This window comes from Corynebacterium limaceinasi, assembly GCF_046717465.1.
In the GTDB taxonomy this organism is placed as follows: domain Bacteria; phylum Actinomycetota; class Actinomycetes; order Mycobacteriales; family Mycobacteriaceae; genus Corynebacterium.
In genome coordinates this window covers 119034-133835 of sequence record NZ_CP177100.1, presented here as the reverse complement: position 1 = coordinate 133835, position 14802 = coordinate 119034, and the positions used below count along the sequence as shown (strand labels likewise).

Below are 14802 nucleotides of genomic sequence, written 5' to 3'. Positions count from 1 at the left end.
TTCGAACGTGTCGAACTCGCGGGTAAACTTGACGCCATGCGCACTCCCGAAACCCACGCGCACGAGGTCGCGGCTGCCCTCGGCCCGCGCGAAGTCATATCCCGGTCCTTGGGCCAGGCACAGGAGATGGTCCTTGCCTCCGATGTCTATACCACCTTCCCCTCGCCGCGCTTTAGCAATTCCCAAATGGATGGCTACGCGCTGCCTGCTACCGAAGCCGGTGCGTATGAGGTGGGCCCCACCATCGCCGCAGGCGCGGATCCCGCCGAGCTGCTGGATGGCCCTTTGCGCGCCGCCAGCCCCATCATGACCGGAGCCAAGGTTCCGGAGGGCACGGCAGCCATCGTGCCGATTGAAAAGTGCCAGCCGCAGGAGTTCCTCCAGCCGGGCGAGACCATTACAGTTCCGGCCACTGAAAAGGGCCAATTCATCCGCGGGACGGGCACGGACCTCGAGCAGGGCGCTCTCCTGGCCGCCAAGGGCGATAAGCTCACCCCGGTGCGCTTGGCCGCGCTGGCCTCCCAGGGCATCGAGGAGGTCACCGTTTACCGCCCCGCCCGCATCCTCGTGTGCACCGGCGGCGCGGAAATTGGTACGGGTATAGCTGCTATTCCCGATGCCAATGCACCGCTCATCTCTGCTATGGCCCACCGCGCCGGCATTGAGGTCGCCGGTTATGTCACCACCGATGATGATCCGGAGGTGCTCACCCGCGCGCTGGAGGAGGCCACTAAGCTCCACCGCCCCGATGCCATCGTCACCTCCGGCGGTATTTCTGCGGGCAAATACGAGGTCATCCGGCAGGTGCTCACCGGCTGGTTTGGCCACGTGGATCAGCAGCCCGGCGGGCCGCAGGGCATCGCCAGTTTCCATGGCACCCCGGTCATCTGCTTGCCCGGCAATCCGATTTCCACCATGGTGAGCTTCCGCCTCTTTGTCGCCCCCACCCTGGGCTGGGCACCCGCGGCATATCGCGTACCAATCGCGCACGCCATCGAGGGGCTGCCCCACAAGGATCAATTCCGCCGCGGGTACGCCGATGCGCAAGCCCACGTTACTGGCGGTGCTAGCTCTCACCTGCTGGCCCAAGCCGCCAATGCCACCCACCTCATCCGCATTCCTGCCGGTAAGAGCCTCAGCGCAGGAGAAAAAGTAAAGGTCTATCCCCTATGAGTTCTGCTCGCACCGCCATTGTTTTGGTCGCCTCCACCCGCGCCGCCGCCGGGGTCTACGAGGATCGCTCGGGCCCCATCGCAGTAGATTTCCTGCGCCGCAAGGGTTTCGACTGCCCTGATGCCCGCGTGGTGCCCGATGCCGATATCGCCGCAGCGGTGGACCAGGCCTTCGCCGAAAAGCCCGCGGTTATCCTTACCTCCGGCGGAACGGGCCTGACCCCGGACGATCTCACCGTCGATGCCGTACAGCCCCATCTCACGCGGGAGCTTCCCGGCATCGCCATGGCCTTTTGGAATAAAGGCTTGGAGACTATCCCCACCGCAGTGGCCTCGCGCGCGGTCGCAGGCGTCAATGACACCACCTTTGCCATGACCCTGCCCGGTTCTACCGGCGGAGTCAAAGATAGTTGCGCCGTGCTAGAGGATTTAATCGTCCACATCGTCGATATGTTAGAAGGAAAACATGAGCACTGATCCTTCTTATGTCGCCGCGCAGACTGGGCTCACTGTCGGCGCCATACTGACCGAGCAGCCCCTCGAGCCCCTCCTTGCCGCCGCCAAAGCAGAGGTCACCACCTCAGCCATGGGCGCGGTGGTCACGTTCGAGGGCATCGTGCGCGATCACGATGGCGGCCGGCCCGATGTCACTCAGCTGTCTTACTCCGCACACCCTAGCGCCCCAGAAAAGCTGCGCGAGATTGTCGATGAAGTAGCAGGCCAGCACCCCGTGCGCTTGTGGTCGGCCCACCGCACCGGCGATCTACAGGTGGGCGATTTGGCCTTTACCGTCGTCGCCGCCTCTGCCCACCGCGGCGATGCCTTCCGCGCCGCGGAGTCCTGTGCCGATCGAGTCAAGGCCGAGGTGCCCATTTGGAAGGAACAAAGCCACGGCGATGGCTCCATCAACTGGGTGGGCCTCGAATGAGCACACGCTATGCCCGCCAGGAGGCCCTGTGGGGTGATAAGGGCCAGCAGAAATTGGCTGACTCCCACGTCGCGGTCATCGGCGCGGGCGGGCTTGGCTCACCGGCGCTGCTCTACCTGGCAGGAGCCGGGGTGGGCCGCATCTCGCTTTTCGATGACGACCTCGTCTCCCCCTCCAACCTCCACCGGCAGGTCATTCACACCACCGCCTCCATTGGCACCGTAAAGACCGAATCGGCCGCAACGGCGGTGCGGGCCCTCAACCCTGAGGTGGAGCTCATCTGCCACGGCCGCCTAGAATCCGCCACCGCCCTCGAGCAGCTGCGCGGCTGCGACGTGATCCTCGATGGGACGGATAATTTCGACGCCCGCTACCTGTGCTCATGGGCCGCCCACAGCCTGGGCATTCCCCACATTTGGGCTTCTATCCTGGGCTTTGATGCGCAGATGAGCGTCTTTTGGTCCGGCAAGGGCCCTGTGTACGAGGATGTTTTCCCCACCGCTCCTGCCCCGGGCGAGGTTCCGTCGTGTTCCCAAGCCGGCGTCCTGGGCCCCATCGTTGGCACGGTGGGTTCTGCGATGGCCTTGGAGGCTTTGAAGATCATTACCGGCGTCGGTGCCCCACTTATTGGCACGCTCGGTTACTTTGAGGCGCTATCTGGGACCTGGGAGTATATCCCCATCCGCCCCACCGGCGCGCAGCCTACCCAGCCAGCCGATGCCCCCGAGGTTCGCGAGATCCCCGCGCACGCCCCGCTTATCGATGTCCGCACCGACGCCGAGCGCGCCCGCTCTGCCATTCCTCATTCAACGCATCTGCCCCTCGACCGCATCCTCGCCGGCGAAAACCCGGACATCGGCCAGGGCGATGCCGCTGTTATCTACTGCGCTAGCGGCATCCGCTCCGCGCAAGCCGTCCACGCATTGCGCGGCCGCGGCTACGAGCACGTTGTTTCACTGCGCGGCGGCATTAACGCGTGGTTGGAACAGCACGATTTGTCCTAGCCTCGCCAAACAGTGTGGGGTGCCTATGGCCTTCCGTATTTGTCTTCCTTGCCGCGAACAAAGACGAACCAGATCAGCGGCCCCAAGAAAGGAAGGGCGAAGGTAGCGGCGATAAAGAGTATCTTGGCCGCAATCGTGTACCCAGAAGCGATAATAGAAATAACCGCCGCAATCCAGAACGCGACGAGCAAAATAATGGGAAGGAACCCAAGGAACCACCACGTGTCATTAGAGTTAGTAGATTCCGCTGCTGCTACATAAAGTTCCGAGGTATTCATGACGTCCTTTCGTCGAGCATTTTTATCTCTGGGACAAAGCCAGCACCGCATCGATACCTGACTTGCCCTGTACATTTCCAAGATTAAGTCTGCGCCGCACTAGGCGCGTCATCCCCCGGTATGAAATGCCACAGCAGAATCCCACTGATCTAAGAGGTCTTCCGGTGCCCTGTCATCTCTAGGTTCGCTTTGTCGCCATCTAAGGTGAGGTTTCCCGTCAGTTCCTGCGTGGCCACAGCACCCGATTCGCCTTCCCCATAGGCACGCCACGTTACTGTCACGGTATCGTCGGTCCACTCCAGCTGATTAATATGCCTGCGTGCTGGCTCCATGCCATTACGGGTCCAGTCTTCTACCTGGGTAATGTAATTCAGGTCATTGTCATAAATGAGCAAGTTATCCGGCCAGGCCACGCCGCCTTGATCGCAGACATAGGTAATAACGGCTTCATCTTTGCCATCACCGTTGATATCGGCGTAAGCACCCTTAGGGGTTCCATCCTTGTTGAGCTTTAGCCCGGCGGCAGCATTGGGATATCCAGTCTTTAAGTGCTCGGGCAAAGTCCCATCCACCAACGTGCCGGCGTCATGCTCACACAACGCTGGTACCCACAAGGAGTACAAGTCTTCCACTGGGATGATCTTATTTTCCCCTGAAGTCGCAGATTTCTGGGCCTTTTCCGTCACTGTCGCAGTGCTCGGCTCCGTCGCGGAATCTGAGGCTCCAGCACCTTCATCATCCGTGTTTGAACTGGAGGATTCTTCGCTGACCTCGGAGGTCGCGCTAGATCCGGTGAAATTCGGCTCGCTATCGGCCTTATTAGGTTCATCGGAATTAGAGCAACCGGAAACAAAAGCGACAGCGGTCACGGCCAGGATCGCGCAAGGAGAGGTGAGAGAATTAGGCATAAGCGCAGCATACAGTGCTAGGGCGGCTGGATTCGCGCCAATGGAGGTAAAAATGAGAATTCGGCAACCTGGCGGGAACCAGAAGCTAGCCAACTATCATCTTGTTGTGGGTCACTTTTGGAAAGGAAGTAGGGGGCTCCGTTCTGATTCCAGACAAATTTCTAATGCATATCAGGTTTACCATCATCGCTAGAAATCAGGATGGGTCAGCGCATGAATAAACCCCGAGACCAAATGGCCTCGGGGATTTATTTTCTCGCTTCTTAAATCTTAGAAGCCGAGGATGGAGCGGTTAAACTCGTTAACAGCGTCCGGAACCAGGTAAGGCACCTGACGGAAGAACAGGCTTGCCTGCTCAAGAGCGTCCCAGCCGGTGGAGACTGCGGAGTGTGCTGCTTCCTGTACGTTGGATACAAGATCAAGAATCATTTCAGAATTCCTTTCGAGGTTGGAAAATTCTTATACGCGTTTCCGCGCGCACTGATCATTGTATGTGGTTAGGTGCGGTGATGTGCAACTTTCGAGTAGGCAGTTTATAGATTTGTTAGAAAACAATCGTCCTGGGGTTTAAACGATCTGCATTACATTTTCTTTCTATCTAAAACTTTCGCGCAATAAATTTTAGTTTCAAAGATGATCAAGGGAAGTAGGGAAAGGTTCCACGTTTTCCCGTCCGAGGAAAGGATGAGCCGTACAGACAAGACAAAACCCCTAGTCAGCTGGGACTAGGGGAAATGCTCTCTGCGGAGACGGCGGGATTTGAACCCGCGGAGGAATAAACCTCGCCGGTTTTCAAGACCGGTGCATTCGGCCGCTCTGCCACGTCTCCATCGTGCCGAAGAGGCAACTTGGTTAGCTTACTAAACGGTCCCGCGCGAATCACATTGCCCCACAAGGAAATGGACGTGGCGCACACCACACCCCCTCCATTACATTGGCCGTATGAGTGCTACACAGATGAAGGCAATCGTCCAAACCGATCCTGATACCCCACGGTCGCTAGAGCTACAGGACGTAGACGTTCCTGAGCTGCGTTCCGGCGAGGTACTGGTGAAGGTGAAGGCCGCGGGTGTCAACCGCGGCGATATTCTGCAGACGATGGGCGCGTACCCGCCGCCGCCAGGGGCATCGGACATCATTGGGCTGGAGGCCGCCGGCGTGATTGAGGATGCCGGCGATACGGACTGGGAAGCCGACACCGAGGTCGGATGCCTACTCGCAGGCGGCGGCTATGCGGAATACGTCGCCGTCCCGCAGGGCCAGCTGCTTCCGCTGCCCAAGGGATTTAGCCTGGAAGAAACCGCGGCCGTGGTTGAGGTCGGCTGCACCGTGTGGTCCAACCTGGGCATCGAAGCGGGCCTGCACGAGGGCCAGCGCGTGCTCATCCACGGCGGTGGCGGCGGCATCGGCACCTTTGCCATCCAGGTAGCCAAGGCGTTGGGCGCCGAGGTAGCTGTCACCGCCGGATCACAGGAAAAGCTAGACCGTTGCCGCGAGCTCGGCGCGGATATTCTCATCAACTACAAGGAGCAGGATTTCGTCGATAAGCTCAAGGGCAGCTGCGATGTCATCCTGGATATCATCGGCGCGAAGTACCTGGAAAAGAACATGAAGTGCCTGGCCAAGGACGGCAAGCTCATCATCATTGGCATGCAGGGCGGCACCAAGGCGGATATCAACCTGGCCCCCATGCTGCCGAAGCGCCTGACCATTCAGGGCACGACGCTGCGCGCGCGTGATTTGGACGATAAGGCGGAGATCGTCGCCGGCACCATCAAGAATGTGTGGCCCATGCTGGAAGATGGCCGCGTGAAGCACGCGCTGCACGGCACGTACCCGCTTGCCGATGCCGCCAAAGCCCACGCCGCCCTCGACAGCGGCGAGGTCACCGGCACGCTGGTGCTTACGGTGTAGTTTCCCAGCGCGCCTTCCTTAGGCGAGCGAGGCAACGACGCGCACGAGGTGCTCGATATCGTGGTGGGTATTAAACGGGCCCAATGCTACGGTGACGGCACCGCCGATTTCTTCCACGCCCATTTCCGTGAGCAGCGGCGTTTGTGGGGCCAGCGTGGTGACGAGCCCATTATCAAAGAGGCGCTTGTACACCGTCTCCGCGGGCACGCCCTGGACCGCAAAGGTAAGGCGCGGCAAGCGATTATCGGATGCGCCCGCTGCCGCCTCGCCGGTAACACCCAGGATGTGTACGGCGGGAAGCGTGCTCAAAAATGAGTACAGATCCGCGCGCAAGTCCTCGAGGTAGGCGCTCAAGGCGGTCATGGACTTATTAAGCCGCACCCGGCGCGATCCCTTATCCCCACCGGCCAGGGCCGCGAGGTGATCTACCAGTGGGCCCACTCCGCCGGCTAAGCCGGAGGAGACGGGGGTTTCTAGCTTGCGGCCGTCTTCCTTGGAATAGATGGGATTTAGGGCATCCAGGCGGCGGAGCATGCGCGTATCGCGGAAGACCAAGGCAGCCATTTGCGGCCCGCCCAGCAGCCCGATGTCGATGCCCACGATATCCGCGCCCAGCTCATCGAAGCGGATGGGGCGGTAGGGCGCGATTGCGGAGACATCGAGAAGCGTCCAGGCACGCGAACGCCCCCGCACCGTGTCAATGATCTCCTCAGCTGGGGATACCGTGCCCAAAAGCTCATGCGCGGCGGAAAAGGAAACGAGCCTTGTAGAGCCATCGACAAGCTCTGCGAACTGGAATCCCGGCAATTCGCCGGTGCCAAGGTCCGGCTGCGCCCAGCGGATATCGGCGCGCACGTCAGAAAAAGCGGAATACAGCGTGGGAGGATCCAGCTTGGACAGCACCACCGAGGAATTGCTGCCCAATAGTGGGCGTGCCGCACGCGACAGGGATTGGTACAGCACGGGCAGGGATGGGCCAAGGACCACACGGTCTGCCTTGGAAGCGGTGAGATCCGCAATGGCCATGCGCGCTGCTGCATAGTTGCCATCGCCTGCCAACCGGCCCGGCTCGGGCGCGGCCGAGTGGGCGCCGCCTGGTCCCTCTTGCGTCGCTACCGCCGTCGCCATCCGGAAAGACCGGGCAACGCCGGAGGTCACGCGCTCCGAAATTTGGGGCACCGCGTGCGCATTGAGGTATGTCCAGCCATCAGATAGTCCGGTGTACAAACCTCGCGCACTAAAGACGTCATAGTGTGCCGAAGCTGCTGGCATTAGGTCCCCTTCTTCATCGCACTGAACAACTGCCACCACGTGGCGGTCGATTCCCTACTGTATACGCGTTTGCTCTCAGTTTCCCAAATCTGAATTTTCCCTGGGCATCACTGTTTTCCCAGGCTAGCGGCGTGTAGTTCCCGTTTGCCCAGCACGCGCGCTAGGGTGTTGGGCGTGCAAGATAACAATCAACTGCGCGCTGATATCGCCCGCATGACCTCCCAGCCAGAAGGCGAGGCTATCCCAGCGTCCCAGTCCATGACCCTCAAAGCTGCTTTCGCAGACCTTATGCGGGGTGCACAGCAGCGTGAGCTGTGGTTCAAGCTGGGCCTGCAAGATATCAAGCAGCGCTACCGCCGCTCCGTCCTCGGCCCATTCTGGATCACCATCGCCACCGGTGTGATGGCGCTTGCCTTGGGCCTCTTGTATTCCATGCTTTTTCAGATTCCCGTCGCGGAATTCCTTCCCCACGTCACCGTGGGCCTTATTATGTGGACCTTTATTTCGGGCTGCATTAAGGAAGGGTCCACGGTCTTTATTGATAATGAGGGACTGATTAAGCAGCTTCCCGCCCCGCTTTCGGTGCACGTGTACCGGCTGGTGTGGCGCCAAACCCTGTTTTTGGGCCATAACCTCATCATCTGGCTCTTGCTAATCATGATCTTCCCGCGCAACTTGGGCTGGGAATTCTTCCTCTTTATCCCCGGGCTACTGCTCCTGCTCATTAACGGCGTGTGGGTCACCATGTTCTTTGGCATCATCGCCACGCGCTTCCGCGATGTCGCCCCGCTGCTTGATGCCCTGACGCAGCTACTGTTCTACGTCACCCCAATCGTCTGGATGACCAATACGCTCAAGGACCAAGGCGGTGCGGTGGCGGACCGCGCCCGCATCGCGGAAATCAACCCGCTGTATCACTACTTGGAAATCGTGCGCGCCCCAATGATTGGTGAGCCCGTTGCCGCCTACCACTGGTGGATCGTCATCGGCTGCACCGCAATCGGCTTGTTCATCGCTGGGCTAGTCATGCGCAAGTGGCGCTTCCGCGTGAGCTACTGGGTATAGCTTCCCTTCCTTTACTCCCACCCCACCATGAGGCTCGTTGAAAGGATAAAAACTGATGGTCTCAATTGATACGTATAACGCGTGCGTGGACTTTCCCATCTTTGATGCCAAATCCCGCTCCCTAAAAAAGGCCATGCTTTCTACCGCGGGTGGTGCCATTGGGAAAAATGACCACAACACCGTGGTGGTTGAGGCGCTGCGAGATATTAACCTGCACCTGCGGGAAGGCGATCGCGTCGGGCTCGTTGGCCACAATGGCGCCGGCAAGTCCACGCTGTTGCGCCTGCTCTCCGGTATCTACGAGCCCACGCGCGGTACCGCCGATGTCCGCGGGCGCGTCGCCCCCGTCTTTGACTTGGGCGTGGGCATGGACCCGGAGGTATCCGGCTACGACAACATCATCATCCGCGGGCTTTTTTTGGGCCAATCCATCAAGCAGATGAAGAAAAAGATGGATGAAATCGCGGAGTTCTCCGAGCTGGGCGATTACTTGTCCATGCCCCTGCGCACCTACTCCACCGGTATGCGCGTGCGCCTAGCACTTGGCGTGGTGACCTCCATTGAGCCGGAAATCCTGCTGCTGGATGAGGGCATCGGCGCCGTCGACGCAGCCTTTATGGCCAAGGCCCGCGTGCGCCTGCAAGAGCTGGTCAAGCGCTCCGGCATCTTGGTCTTTGCCTCCCACTCCAATGACTTTTTGGCGCAGCTGTGCAATACCGCGCTGTGGATCGACCACGGCGAAATCCGCTCCGTGGGCGAGGTATCTGAAGTCGTGGGCCAGTACGAGGGCCCAGAAGTAGGCGAATACGTCCGCGATCTGCGCCAGCGCTTTGAGGGCGAAGAGGCGGCTGGGTAGAAGCTAGCGCAGCATCCCCAGCAGCTGCTGGCTCAGCCCGGAAACCTCCACGTGCAGGTCATCCGGGCGCTTGTAATTGGGGGCCTCCACGCGCGCAGTCACGTGCCGCTGCGGACTATTCTCCGGCCCCGCCTTTTCTTCTCCTTCAGAAACCACCTGGTAGCCCAGCTTCTGGCTCACCCGCGCCGAGGCCTCATTCTGTGCCACCCAGCTCGTGGTCATCGCCTGCGCGCCTAGGTAATCCAGCCCAAAGGCCACTACCGCGTGCCGGATGAGCGTGCCCACACCCTGGCCTTGGAACCGGTGAAAGACCCAGGAGCCCGTCGCAATTTCTCGCGTTGCAGCAAAGTCCTCCGCCCGCGCATCGATGGTGCCCAGGATTTCTCCCGAATCTGCGTCGCGCACGATGAAATCCAAGGACCATTTCTCTGGGCGCAGCTGCGCCCGGTTGCTCCACCGGAACTGGGCCGCCGCTGACGGAGTATTCATCCTGGGATTAAAGAGCCACGGAAAGGCGTAATCCGGAATGTCTGCGCCGTAGATATCCTCTGCCGCCACACCGGCGATTGCCGCAATATCCTCATCGCGCATTACGCGCAACTCCACGCCAGGGTGGGTTGTATTGCCCGCGCGTATCGTCAGCCCGAACGGTGGCCACATGCTTTCCATAGGCAGTCAGCTTAGCCCACGCGGAGTGTTTATCCGCGGCAGATCCATTCCCCGGTGGCAAGATGGAACGCATGACTGCCACCCTTGATTCCACCGGTACCACCGCTGCCGTCATTGTCACCCACCAGCGCGCGGACTTGCTGCGTGCCTCGCTCGAAAAGGTAGTCAACCAAACCCACCCCGTGCAGTGGGTCATCGTAGTGGATAATGGCGCCGAGGATGCGGTCCGTGACGCGGTGGAATCCCTGGCAGGCGATCGCGCGGTCTACGTGCCGTCCAAGACCAACCTAGGTGGTGCGGGCGGATTCGCCCTCGGTTTCCTTACCGCGCTATCACTCGGCGCCGACGCCGTGTGGTGCGCCGATGATGATGGCCGCCCCGCCGATTACGGCGTATTAGAAGAGCTCTACCGCGTGGCAGGGAATAATAACCTGCACGAGGTCTCACCTGCCGTGTGCAATATCGACGATCCCGGCAGCTTGGCCTTCCCGCTGCGCCAAGGGCTGGTGTGGCGCCGCCGCATGGAGGAACTCGAGGGAGACTTCCTGCCTGGCATCGCTTCTTTGTTTAATGGCGCTCTGATTTCCGCCGCGGCGATGCAGACCATTGGCGTTCCGGATTATCGCCTCTTCATCCGCGGCGATGAGGTGGAATACCACCGCCGCCTGGTCAATTCCGGGCTGTCTTTCGGCACCGCCTTGACCACCAGCTACCTGCACCCGGACGGTTCGGATGAGTTCAAGCCCATCCTGGGCGGCAAGATGCATACCCAGTACCCGGAAGGCGAGTTCAAGCGCTTTTTTACCTACCGCAACCGCGGCTACCTGCTGTGGCAGCGCGGCATGCGCAAGCTTTTGCCCCAGGAATTTGCTCGCTTTGGCTGGTTCTTCTTGGTCCAACGCCACGATCCGGCCGGCTTCCTGGAGTGGCTCAGGCTGCACAACCGCGGGCGCCGCGAGGATTTCCGCCGCCCCCGGTAATCGCTCCTAAGGCGTGCCGCTGGCCTATTTTTCCTTAAAGATAAAGACCCGCTGGATGGCAAAGTTGGTCACCGTCGCCACGCCTTGGGCAATGACGAAGGCGATGGTGTCTTTCACCGCGCCCTCAAAGCCTAGGGAAATCAGCGGCTCATTGAGTACCCAGTACAAGAAATTCTGCACGGCAAAGGTGGATACGTATAACACGCCCACCGTTGCGGCCGTGCGTCCGGACACCTTTGTGCCAAAGGTCCAGCGCGCATTGGCCAGATAGGCAGCGATGGTGCCAAAGACCCAACCAATCGCCTTCGCCCCAGAGCGGTGCAGACCTAAGTGGGTCAATAGCAGCGTCAACCCATAGTCAATGACGGCGGCAAAAACACCCACCGCAATAAATCGCACCAGCTGCTGCTTCAAAGAGCTGGAGGGGCGCTTTACTTCTGCAGCATCTTCAAGTGGATTAGTCACAGGCAGTTAGCTTACCCGCGCAGCAGCGCTCGGTACATGTCTAGGCGGTACACCGGCGCGGCGGCGTCCTTGCCGTAGGCACCAATCTGGGATAGCTGGTGCAAGGAGGCATCGCACAGCGCGCGAATCTCCGCACCTTTCAAGGTGTTGCCATCATCGTTGACCCAGCCTAAGGCATCCATGGTGGTTTCCACCACGGAATCGGTCAGCTCGTCACCGCCCATGCAGGATAGCGCCAAGGCCATGGACCAAAAGGCATCTTTTCCCTCATTGGTGACTTCACGCGGCAGGCTAGCCAGCGCCTCAGCCGTGGCCGCCGGCAGATCACTTCCGCGGTTTAAGTCCATGGCCTGTAAGAGCGGAACAAAGTCATAGAGCTTGGTGCGCTCGATGAGCGCCCTTACCTGGGGTTTAACCTGTGCCAGAACTTCATCGGTGATTTTTTCACCGGTCAATTCCCGGTTCACCGCAGTAAGTTCAAAGGGCGCGAAGAGGTTGCCCGAGCCGCCCACGCACAGCGCGCTGGGGGTGCCATTATCGCGGGGATAGATTTCTGCGACCACCAGCTCAAAGTCCCAGAGGCCCCACACAAAATCGATCTGGTCGCCCTCGCGCCAAAGGAATTCGGAGGCTTGACGCTCTGGGTCAAGGCGCGGGCCGCGGGCATCACTGTGCTCGTAAAAGTGCCACGGGGAGTTTTCATCCGGCAGACCAAAGCAGATGTGTAGTACTTTCTGCAGCTCATGTAAGGTAAGCGCATCGCTAAAGCCGATTTGACGGTGGACTTCCCCATCCGCACGGATATTGGAGGCTTGGCAGATGACGGTGAGCGGTTCCCGCTTTAGCGACAGCAGCGGGTCGGCACGGCGAGCCCGCGCCTGTGCAATATCGGTGACCCCTGCATTCATGGGCCCCACCATACGCAAATTTTAAGAAGCCAGTTTTTCTATATCGCGCGCTTCGAGCTCGCTGATGATAAACGTCGCCGCCGCGCCAATTGCTCCCAACAGCGTCCACGGGCGCTTAACGCCGCGCTTGCGCAGGAAAGACACCACCTTGCGGGATACGGCTACATCGGCCCACAAAGCAAGGCCCACCAAGATGAGCACCGCCGCCAAAATAGCCCAAAGTTTCAGGCCCTTATCCGCAAATTCCTGCGGTGAGCGCGGTTCATCGCCGTCCTCTTCGGCCTGGGCGTTGGTATAGGCCACCAATGCGCCAAAACCAATCGTGGACAAAACGTAGGCGGTAATAAGGCCCTTTGTGGATTTAATCCAGTCCGGGTAAGAGGTGACGATGCCCTGTGCGGCCGCTTGGGTGATGCGACCGGCCAAGGTGTCATCGAGGGCGTAATTATCGCGGGATTCTTCTGCTGCTTCGCGGTTGTTTGTCATAGCGACCACTCTAAGCGGCGGTAAGCTATTGCGCATGTACTCGGAAAAGACAGAGCATATGACACCCGCCCAGCAAGCCGCTCAGGATGAGCGGGCCGAGGACGATAAGCGCAACGGGCATTTTGAGGCAACAGAGCACACCAATCTGCCGCTTAGCCCCTTTATGACGCGCCTGATGGCAGAGGAAATGCCGATTTTGGATTCTACTTCGCGCCGCCGCGTGTACGAGATTTTGGACAGCTATGAAGGGCCCACCATTGAGTCCCAAGCGGACCTGCCGGAAGAAATCCGCGAGATCATGGATCTCTAAAGCGCCGCATTCGGGGCAGTCTGTGTGCCCCAAGCTGTTTTAAATATCACGAACGTCACTCCAGCCACCGCACTATGAGCTAGGTAGGCTGGTACATCGATACAATCCGTCGAGCAAAGAGTAAGAGATGGAACTACATACCACCGAAAAGTCCCTGCACGGCTGGGGCCGCACCGCCCCCACGACCGCCCATGTGCTGTCCACGGAAGACGTGGACGTCATCAAGAATGCAGTGGCACAGGTCGCGGACGATAACTCGGACAAGCCCGCCCACCTGCGCCGCGGCGTCATCGCGCGCGGCATGGGACGCTCCTATGGTGACCCCGCCCAAAATGGCGGCGGCCTGGTCATCGACATGCAAAAGCTGAACAAGATCCACTCCATTGACCCGGAGTCCGCGCTTGTTGATGTCGATGGTGGCGTCACCCTTGACCAGCTCATGAAGGCCGCGCTGCCCTATGGCCTGTGGGTTCCGGTCCTGCCGGGCACCCGCCAGGTCACCATCGGCGGCGCCATCGGCCCCGATATCCACGGCAAGAACCACCACTCCGCCGGTTCCTTTGGCAACCACGTGGTCTCCATCGAGCTGCTGGTTGCTGATGGCCGCGTTCTCCACCTCACCCCAGAGGGCAGCGAGGATGACCCGAGCGGTGACCTCTTCTGGGCCACCATCGGCGGCATGGGCCTTACCGGCATCATCCTGCGCGCTACCATCCGCATGACCAAGACGGAGACCGCCTACTTCATCGCGGATACGGATCGCACCGATAACCTGGAAGAAACCATTGCCTTCCACTCGGATGGTTCGGAGCACAACTACACGTATTCCTCCGCCTGGTTCGATGTCATCTCCCCAGAGCCGAAGCTGGGCCGCTCCACCATTTCCCGCGGCTCCCTGGCCACCTTGGCGCAGCTCGAGGAATTGGCCCCCAAGCTGGCGAAGGATCCGCTCAAGTTCAACGCTCCGCAGCTGATGACCGTGCCGGATATCTTCCCGTCTTGGACGCTGAATAAGCTCAGCCTGTCCGCTGTGGGCTTGGCCTACTACACCATGGGCGCGCCGGCGAAGAACCAGGTAAAGAACTTGACGCAGTTCTACCAGCCGCTCGATCTCATTGGCGAGTGGAACCGCGGCTACGGTTCCAAGGGCTTTTTGCAGTACCAGTTCGTCGTTCCCACGGAGGCCGTGGAGCCATTCAAGGAGATCATCCGCGATATCCAGCGCTCCGGCCACTACTCCGCGCTGAACGTATTCAAGCTCTTCGGCGAAGGAAACCGCGCGCCGCTGTCGTACCCGATGCCTGGCTGGAACGTCTGCGTGGACTTCCCCATCCGCCCGGGCTTGGGCGAGCTTCTCGATGACCTGGATCGCCGCGTCATGGAGTTTGGCGGCCGCCTGTACTTGGCAAAGGAATCGCGCACCTCTGCCGAGAACTTCCACCAGATGTACCCGGGCCTAGAAGGCTGGCTCAAGACCCGCAATGACATCGACCCCACCGGGGTCTTTGCCTCCGATATGTCCCGCCGCCTCGAGCTGCACTAATCACTGGACTCATCACCACCCCTCATGAAGGAGATTTTTTAAAC

At 60.0% G+C, this 14802-nt stretch carries 18 protein-coding genes and 1 tRNA gene; 10 read left to right on the top strand and 9 right to left on the bottom strand.

The window, feature by feature from the left end; translation table 11 throughout:
* Positions 1-36 precede the first annotated feature (36 nt).
* The 4 genes from ACLI1Q_RS00670 to ACLI1Q_RS00655 are packed head-to-tail and all read left to right on the top strand — an operon-like array spanning position 37 to position 3104.
* A complete protein-coding gene (locus ACLI1Q_RS00670; protein ID WP_239269641.1) occupies positions 37-1173 on the top strand; it encodes a molybdopterin molybdotransferase MoeA in 1137 nt (378 codons plus the stop codon).
* On the top strand, positions 1170-1649 hold the full coding sequence (locus ACLI1Q_RS00665; protein ID WP_239269642.1) for a MogA/MoaB family molybdenum cofactor biosynthesis protein: 480 nt from the start codon (positions 1170-1172) through the stop codon (positions 1647-1649). The genes ACLI1Q_RS00670 and ACLI1Q_RS00665 overlap by 4 nt, the downstream gene beginning before the upstream one ends.
* The gene (locus ACLI1Q_RS00660) at positions 1639-2100 is read left to right on the top strand and encodes a molybdenum cofactor biosynthesis protein MoaE (RefSeq protein ID WP_023024915.1); all 462 of its coding nucleotides are present in this window, start codon (positions 1639-1641) and stop codon (positions 2098-2100) included. Before ACLI1Q_RS00665 ends, ACLI1Q_RS00660 begins: the two co-directional genes overlap by 11 nt.
* On the top strand, positions 2097-3104 hold the full coding sequence (locus tag ACLI1Q_RS00655) for a ThiF family adenylyltransferase (protein WP_239269643.1): 1008 nt from the start codon (positions 2097-2099) through the stop codon (positions 3102-3104). The genes ACLI1Q_RS00660 and ACLI1Q_RS00655 overlap by 4 nt, the downstream gene beginning before the upstream one ends.
* A gap of 23 nt (positions 3105-3127) precedes the next feature.
* On the opposite strand, the gene ACLI1Q_RS00650 is transcribed toward ACLI1Q_RS00655, so the two are convergent.
* From ACLI1Q_RS00650 to ACLI1Q_RS00635, 4 genes are all read right to left on the bottom strand, one after another.
* Positions 3128-3382 (bottom strand): hypothetical protein, encoded by a 255-nt coding sequence (locus ACLI1Q_RS00650; RefSeq protein ID WP_023024910.1) that lies wholly within the window; start codon positions 3380-3382, stop codon positions 3128-3130.
* Positions 3383-3531: 149 nt separating this feature from the next.
* Positions 3532-4290, bottom strand: coding sequence for a hypothetical protein (locus ACLI1Q_RS00645; RefSeq protein WP_239269644.1), 759 nt, complete (start codon positions 4288-4290; stop codon positions 3532-3534).
* Positions 4291-4560: 270 nt separating this feature from the next.
* Positions 4561-4719, bottom strand: a complete 159-nt coding sequence (locus tag ACLI1Q_RS00640) for a hypothetical protein (protein WP_023024906.1) — start codon at positions 4717-4719, stop codon at positions 4561-4563.
* Between the two features lie 315 nt (positions 4720-5034).
* Positions 5035-5119 (bottom strand) — tRNA-Ser (locus tag ACLI1Q_RS00635).
* Between the two features lie 128 nt (positions 5120-5247).
* Here ACLI1Q_RS00635 and ACLI1Q_RS00630 point away from each other — a divergent pair.
* Complete coding sequence (locus ACLI1Q_RS00630) at positions 5248-6204, top strand: NAD(P)H-quinone oxidoreductase (RefSeq protein WP_284772160.1); 957 nt, start codon at positions 5248-5250, stop codon at positions 6202-6204.
* Positions 6205-6222: 18 nt separating this feature from the next.
* Here ACLI1Q_RS00630 and ACLI1Q_RS00625 read toward each other — a convergent pair whose 3' ends face one another.
* A complete protein-coding gene (locus tag ACLI1Q_RS00625; RefSeq protein ID WP_284772158.1) occupies positions 6223-7476 on the bottom strand; it encodes an aminotransferase class V-fold PLP-dependent enzyme in 1254 nt (417 codons plus the stop codon).
* A gap of 213 nt (positions 7477-7689) precedes the next feature.
* Here ACLI1Q_RS00625 and ACLI1Q_RS00620 point away from each other — a divergent pair, with 213 nt between their 5' ends.
* Entirely contained in the window at positions 7690-8541 is an 852-nt protein-coding gene (locus tag ACLI1Q_RS00620) for an ABC transporter permease (RefSeq protein ID WP_051138399.1), read from the top strand.
* Positions 8542-8596: 55 nt separating this feature from the next.
* A complete protein-coding gene (locus tag ACLI1Q_RS00615; protein WP_237792304.1) occupies positions 8597-9397 on the top strand; it encodes an ABC transporter ATP-binding protein in 801 nt (266 codons plus the stop codon).
* A gap of 3 nt (positions 9398-9400) precedes the next feature.
* On the opposite strand, the gene ACLI1Q_RS00610 is transcribed toward ACLI1Q_RS00615, so the two are convergent.
* Positions 9401-10003, bottom strand: a complete 603-nt coding sequence (locus ACLI1Q_RS00610) for a GNAT family N-acetyltransferase (RefSeq protein WP_284849672.1) — start codon at positions 10001-10003, stop codon at positions 9401-9403.
* Between the two features lie 125 nt (positions 10004-10128).
* Here ACLI1Q_RS00610 and ACLI1Q_RS00605 point away from each other — a divergent pair, with 125 nt between their 5' ends.
* Positions 10129-11046, top strand: coding sequence for a glycosyltransferase (locus ACLI1Q_RS00605; RefSeq protein ID WP_284772156.1), 918 nt, complete (start codon positions 10129-10131; stop codon positions 11044-11046).
* Between the two features lie 24 nt (positions 11047-11070).
* On the opposite strand, the gene ACLI1Q_RS00600 is transcribed toward ACLI1Q_RS00605, so the two are convergent.
* Genes ACLI1Q_RS00600 through ACLI1Q_RS00590 form a run of 3 tightly spaced genes read right to left on the bottom strand, consistent with a single transcriptional unit; the run spans position 11071 to position 12905 of the window.
* On the bottom strand, positions 11071-11511 hold the full coding sequence (locus ACLI1Q_RS00600; protein ID WP_005280656.1) for a GtrA family protein: 441 nt from the start codon (positions 11509-11511) through the stop codon (positions 11071-11073).
* An 11-nt stretch (positions 11512-11522) separates the two neighbouring features.
* Complete coding sequence (locus ACLI1Q_RS00595) at positions 11523-12431, bottom strand: hypothetical protein (protein ID WP_284772155.1); 909 nt, start codon at positions 12429-12431, stop codon at positions 11523-11525.
* 9 nt (positions 12432-12440) lie between these two features.
* Positions 12441-12905: a hypothetical protein gene (locus ACLI1Q_RS00590; RefSeq protein ID WP_284772154.1), complete on the bottom strand. Its 465-nt coding sequence runs from the start codon at positions 12903-12905 to the stop codon at positions 12441-12443.
* A 34-nt stretch (positions 12906-12939) separates the two neighbouring features.
* Between ACLI1Q_RS00590 and ACLI1Q_RS00585 the strand changes: the two genes are divergently transcribed.
* The gene (locus ACLI1Q_RS00585; protein ID WP_284772153.1) at positions 12940-13215 is read left to right on the top strand and encodes a hypothetical protein; all 276 of its coding nucleotides are present in this window, start codon (positions 12940-12942) and stop codon (positions 13213-13215) included.
* Positions 13216-13342: 127 nt separating this feature from the next.
* On the top strand, positions 13343-14758 hold the full coding sequence (locus ACLI1Q_RS00580; protein ID WP_239269651.1) for an FAD-binding oxidoreductase: 1416 nt from the start codon (positions 13343-13345) through the stop codon (positions 14756-14758).
* The last annotated feature ends 44 nt before the right edge of the window (positions 14759-14802 follow it).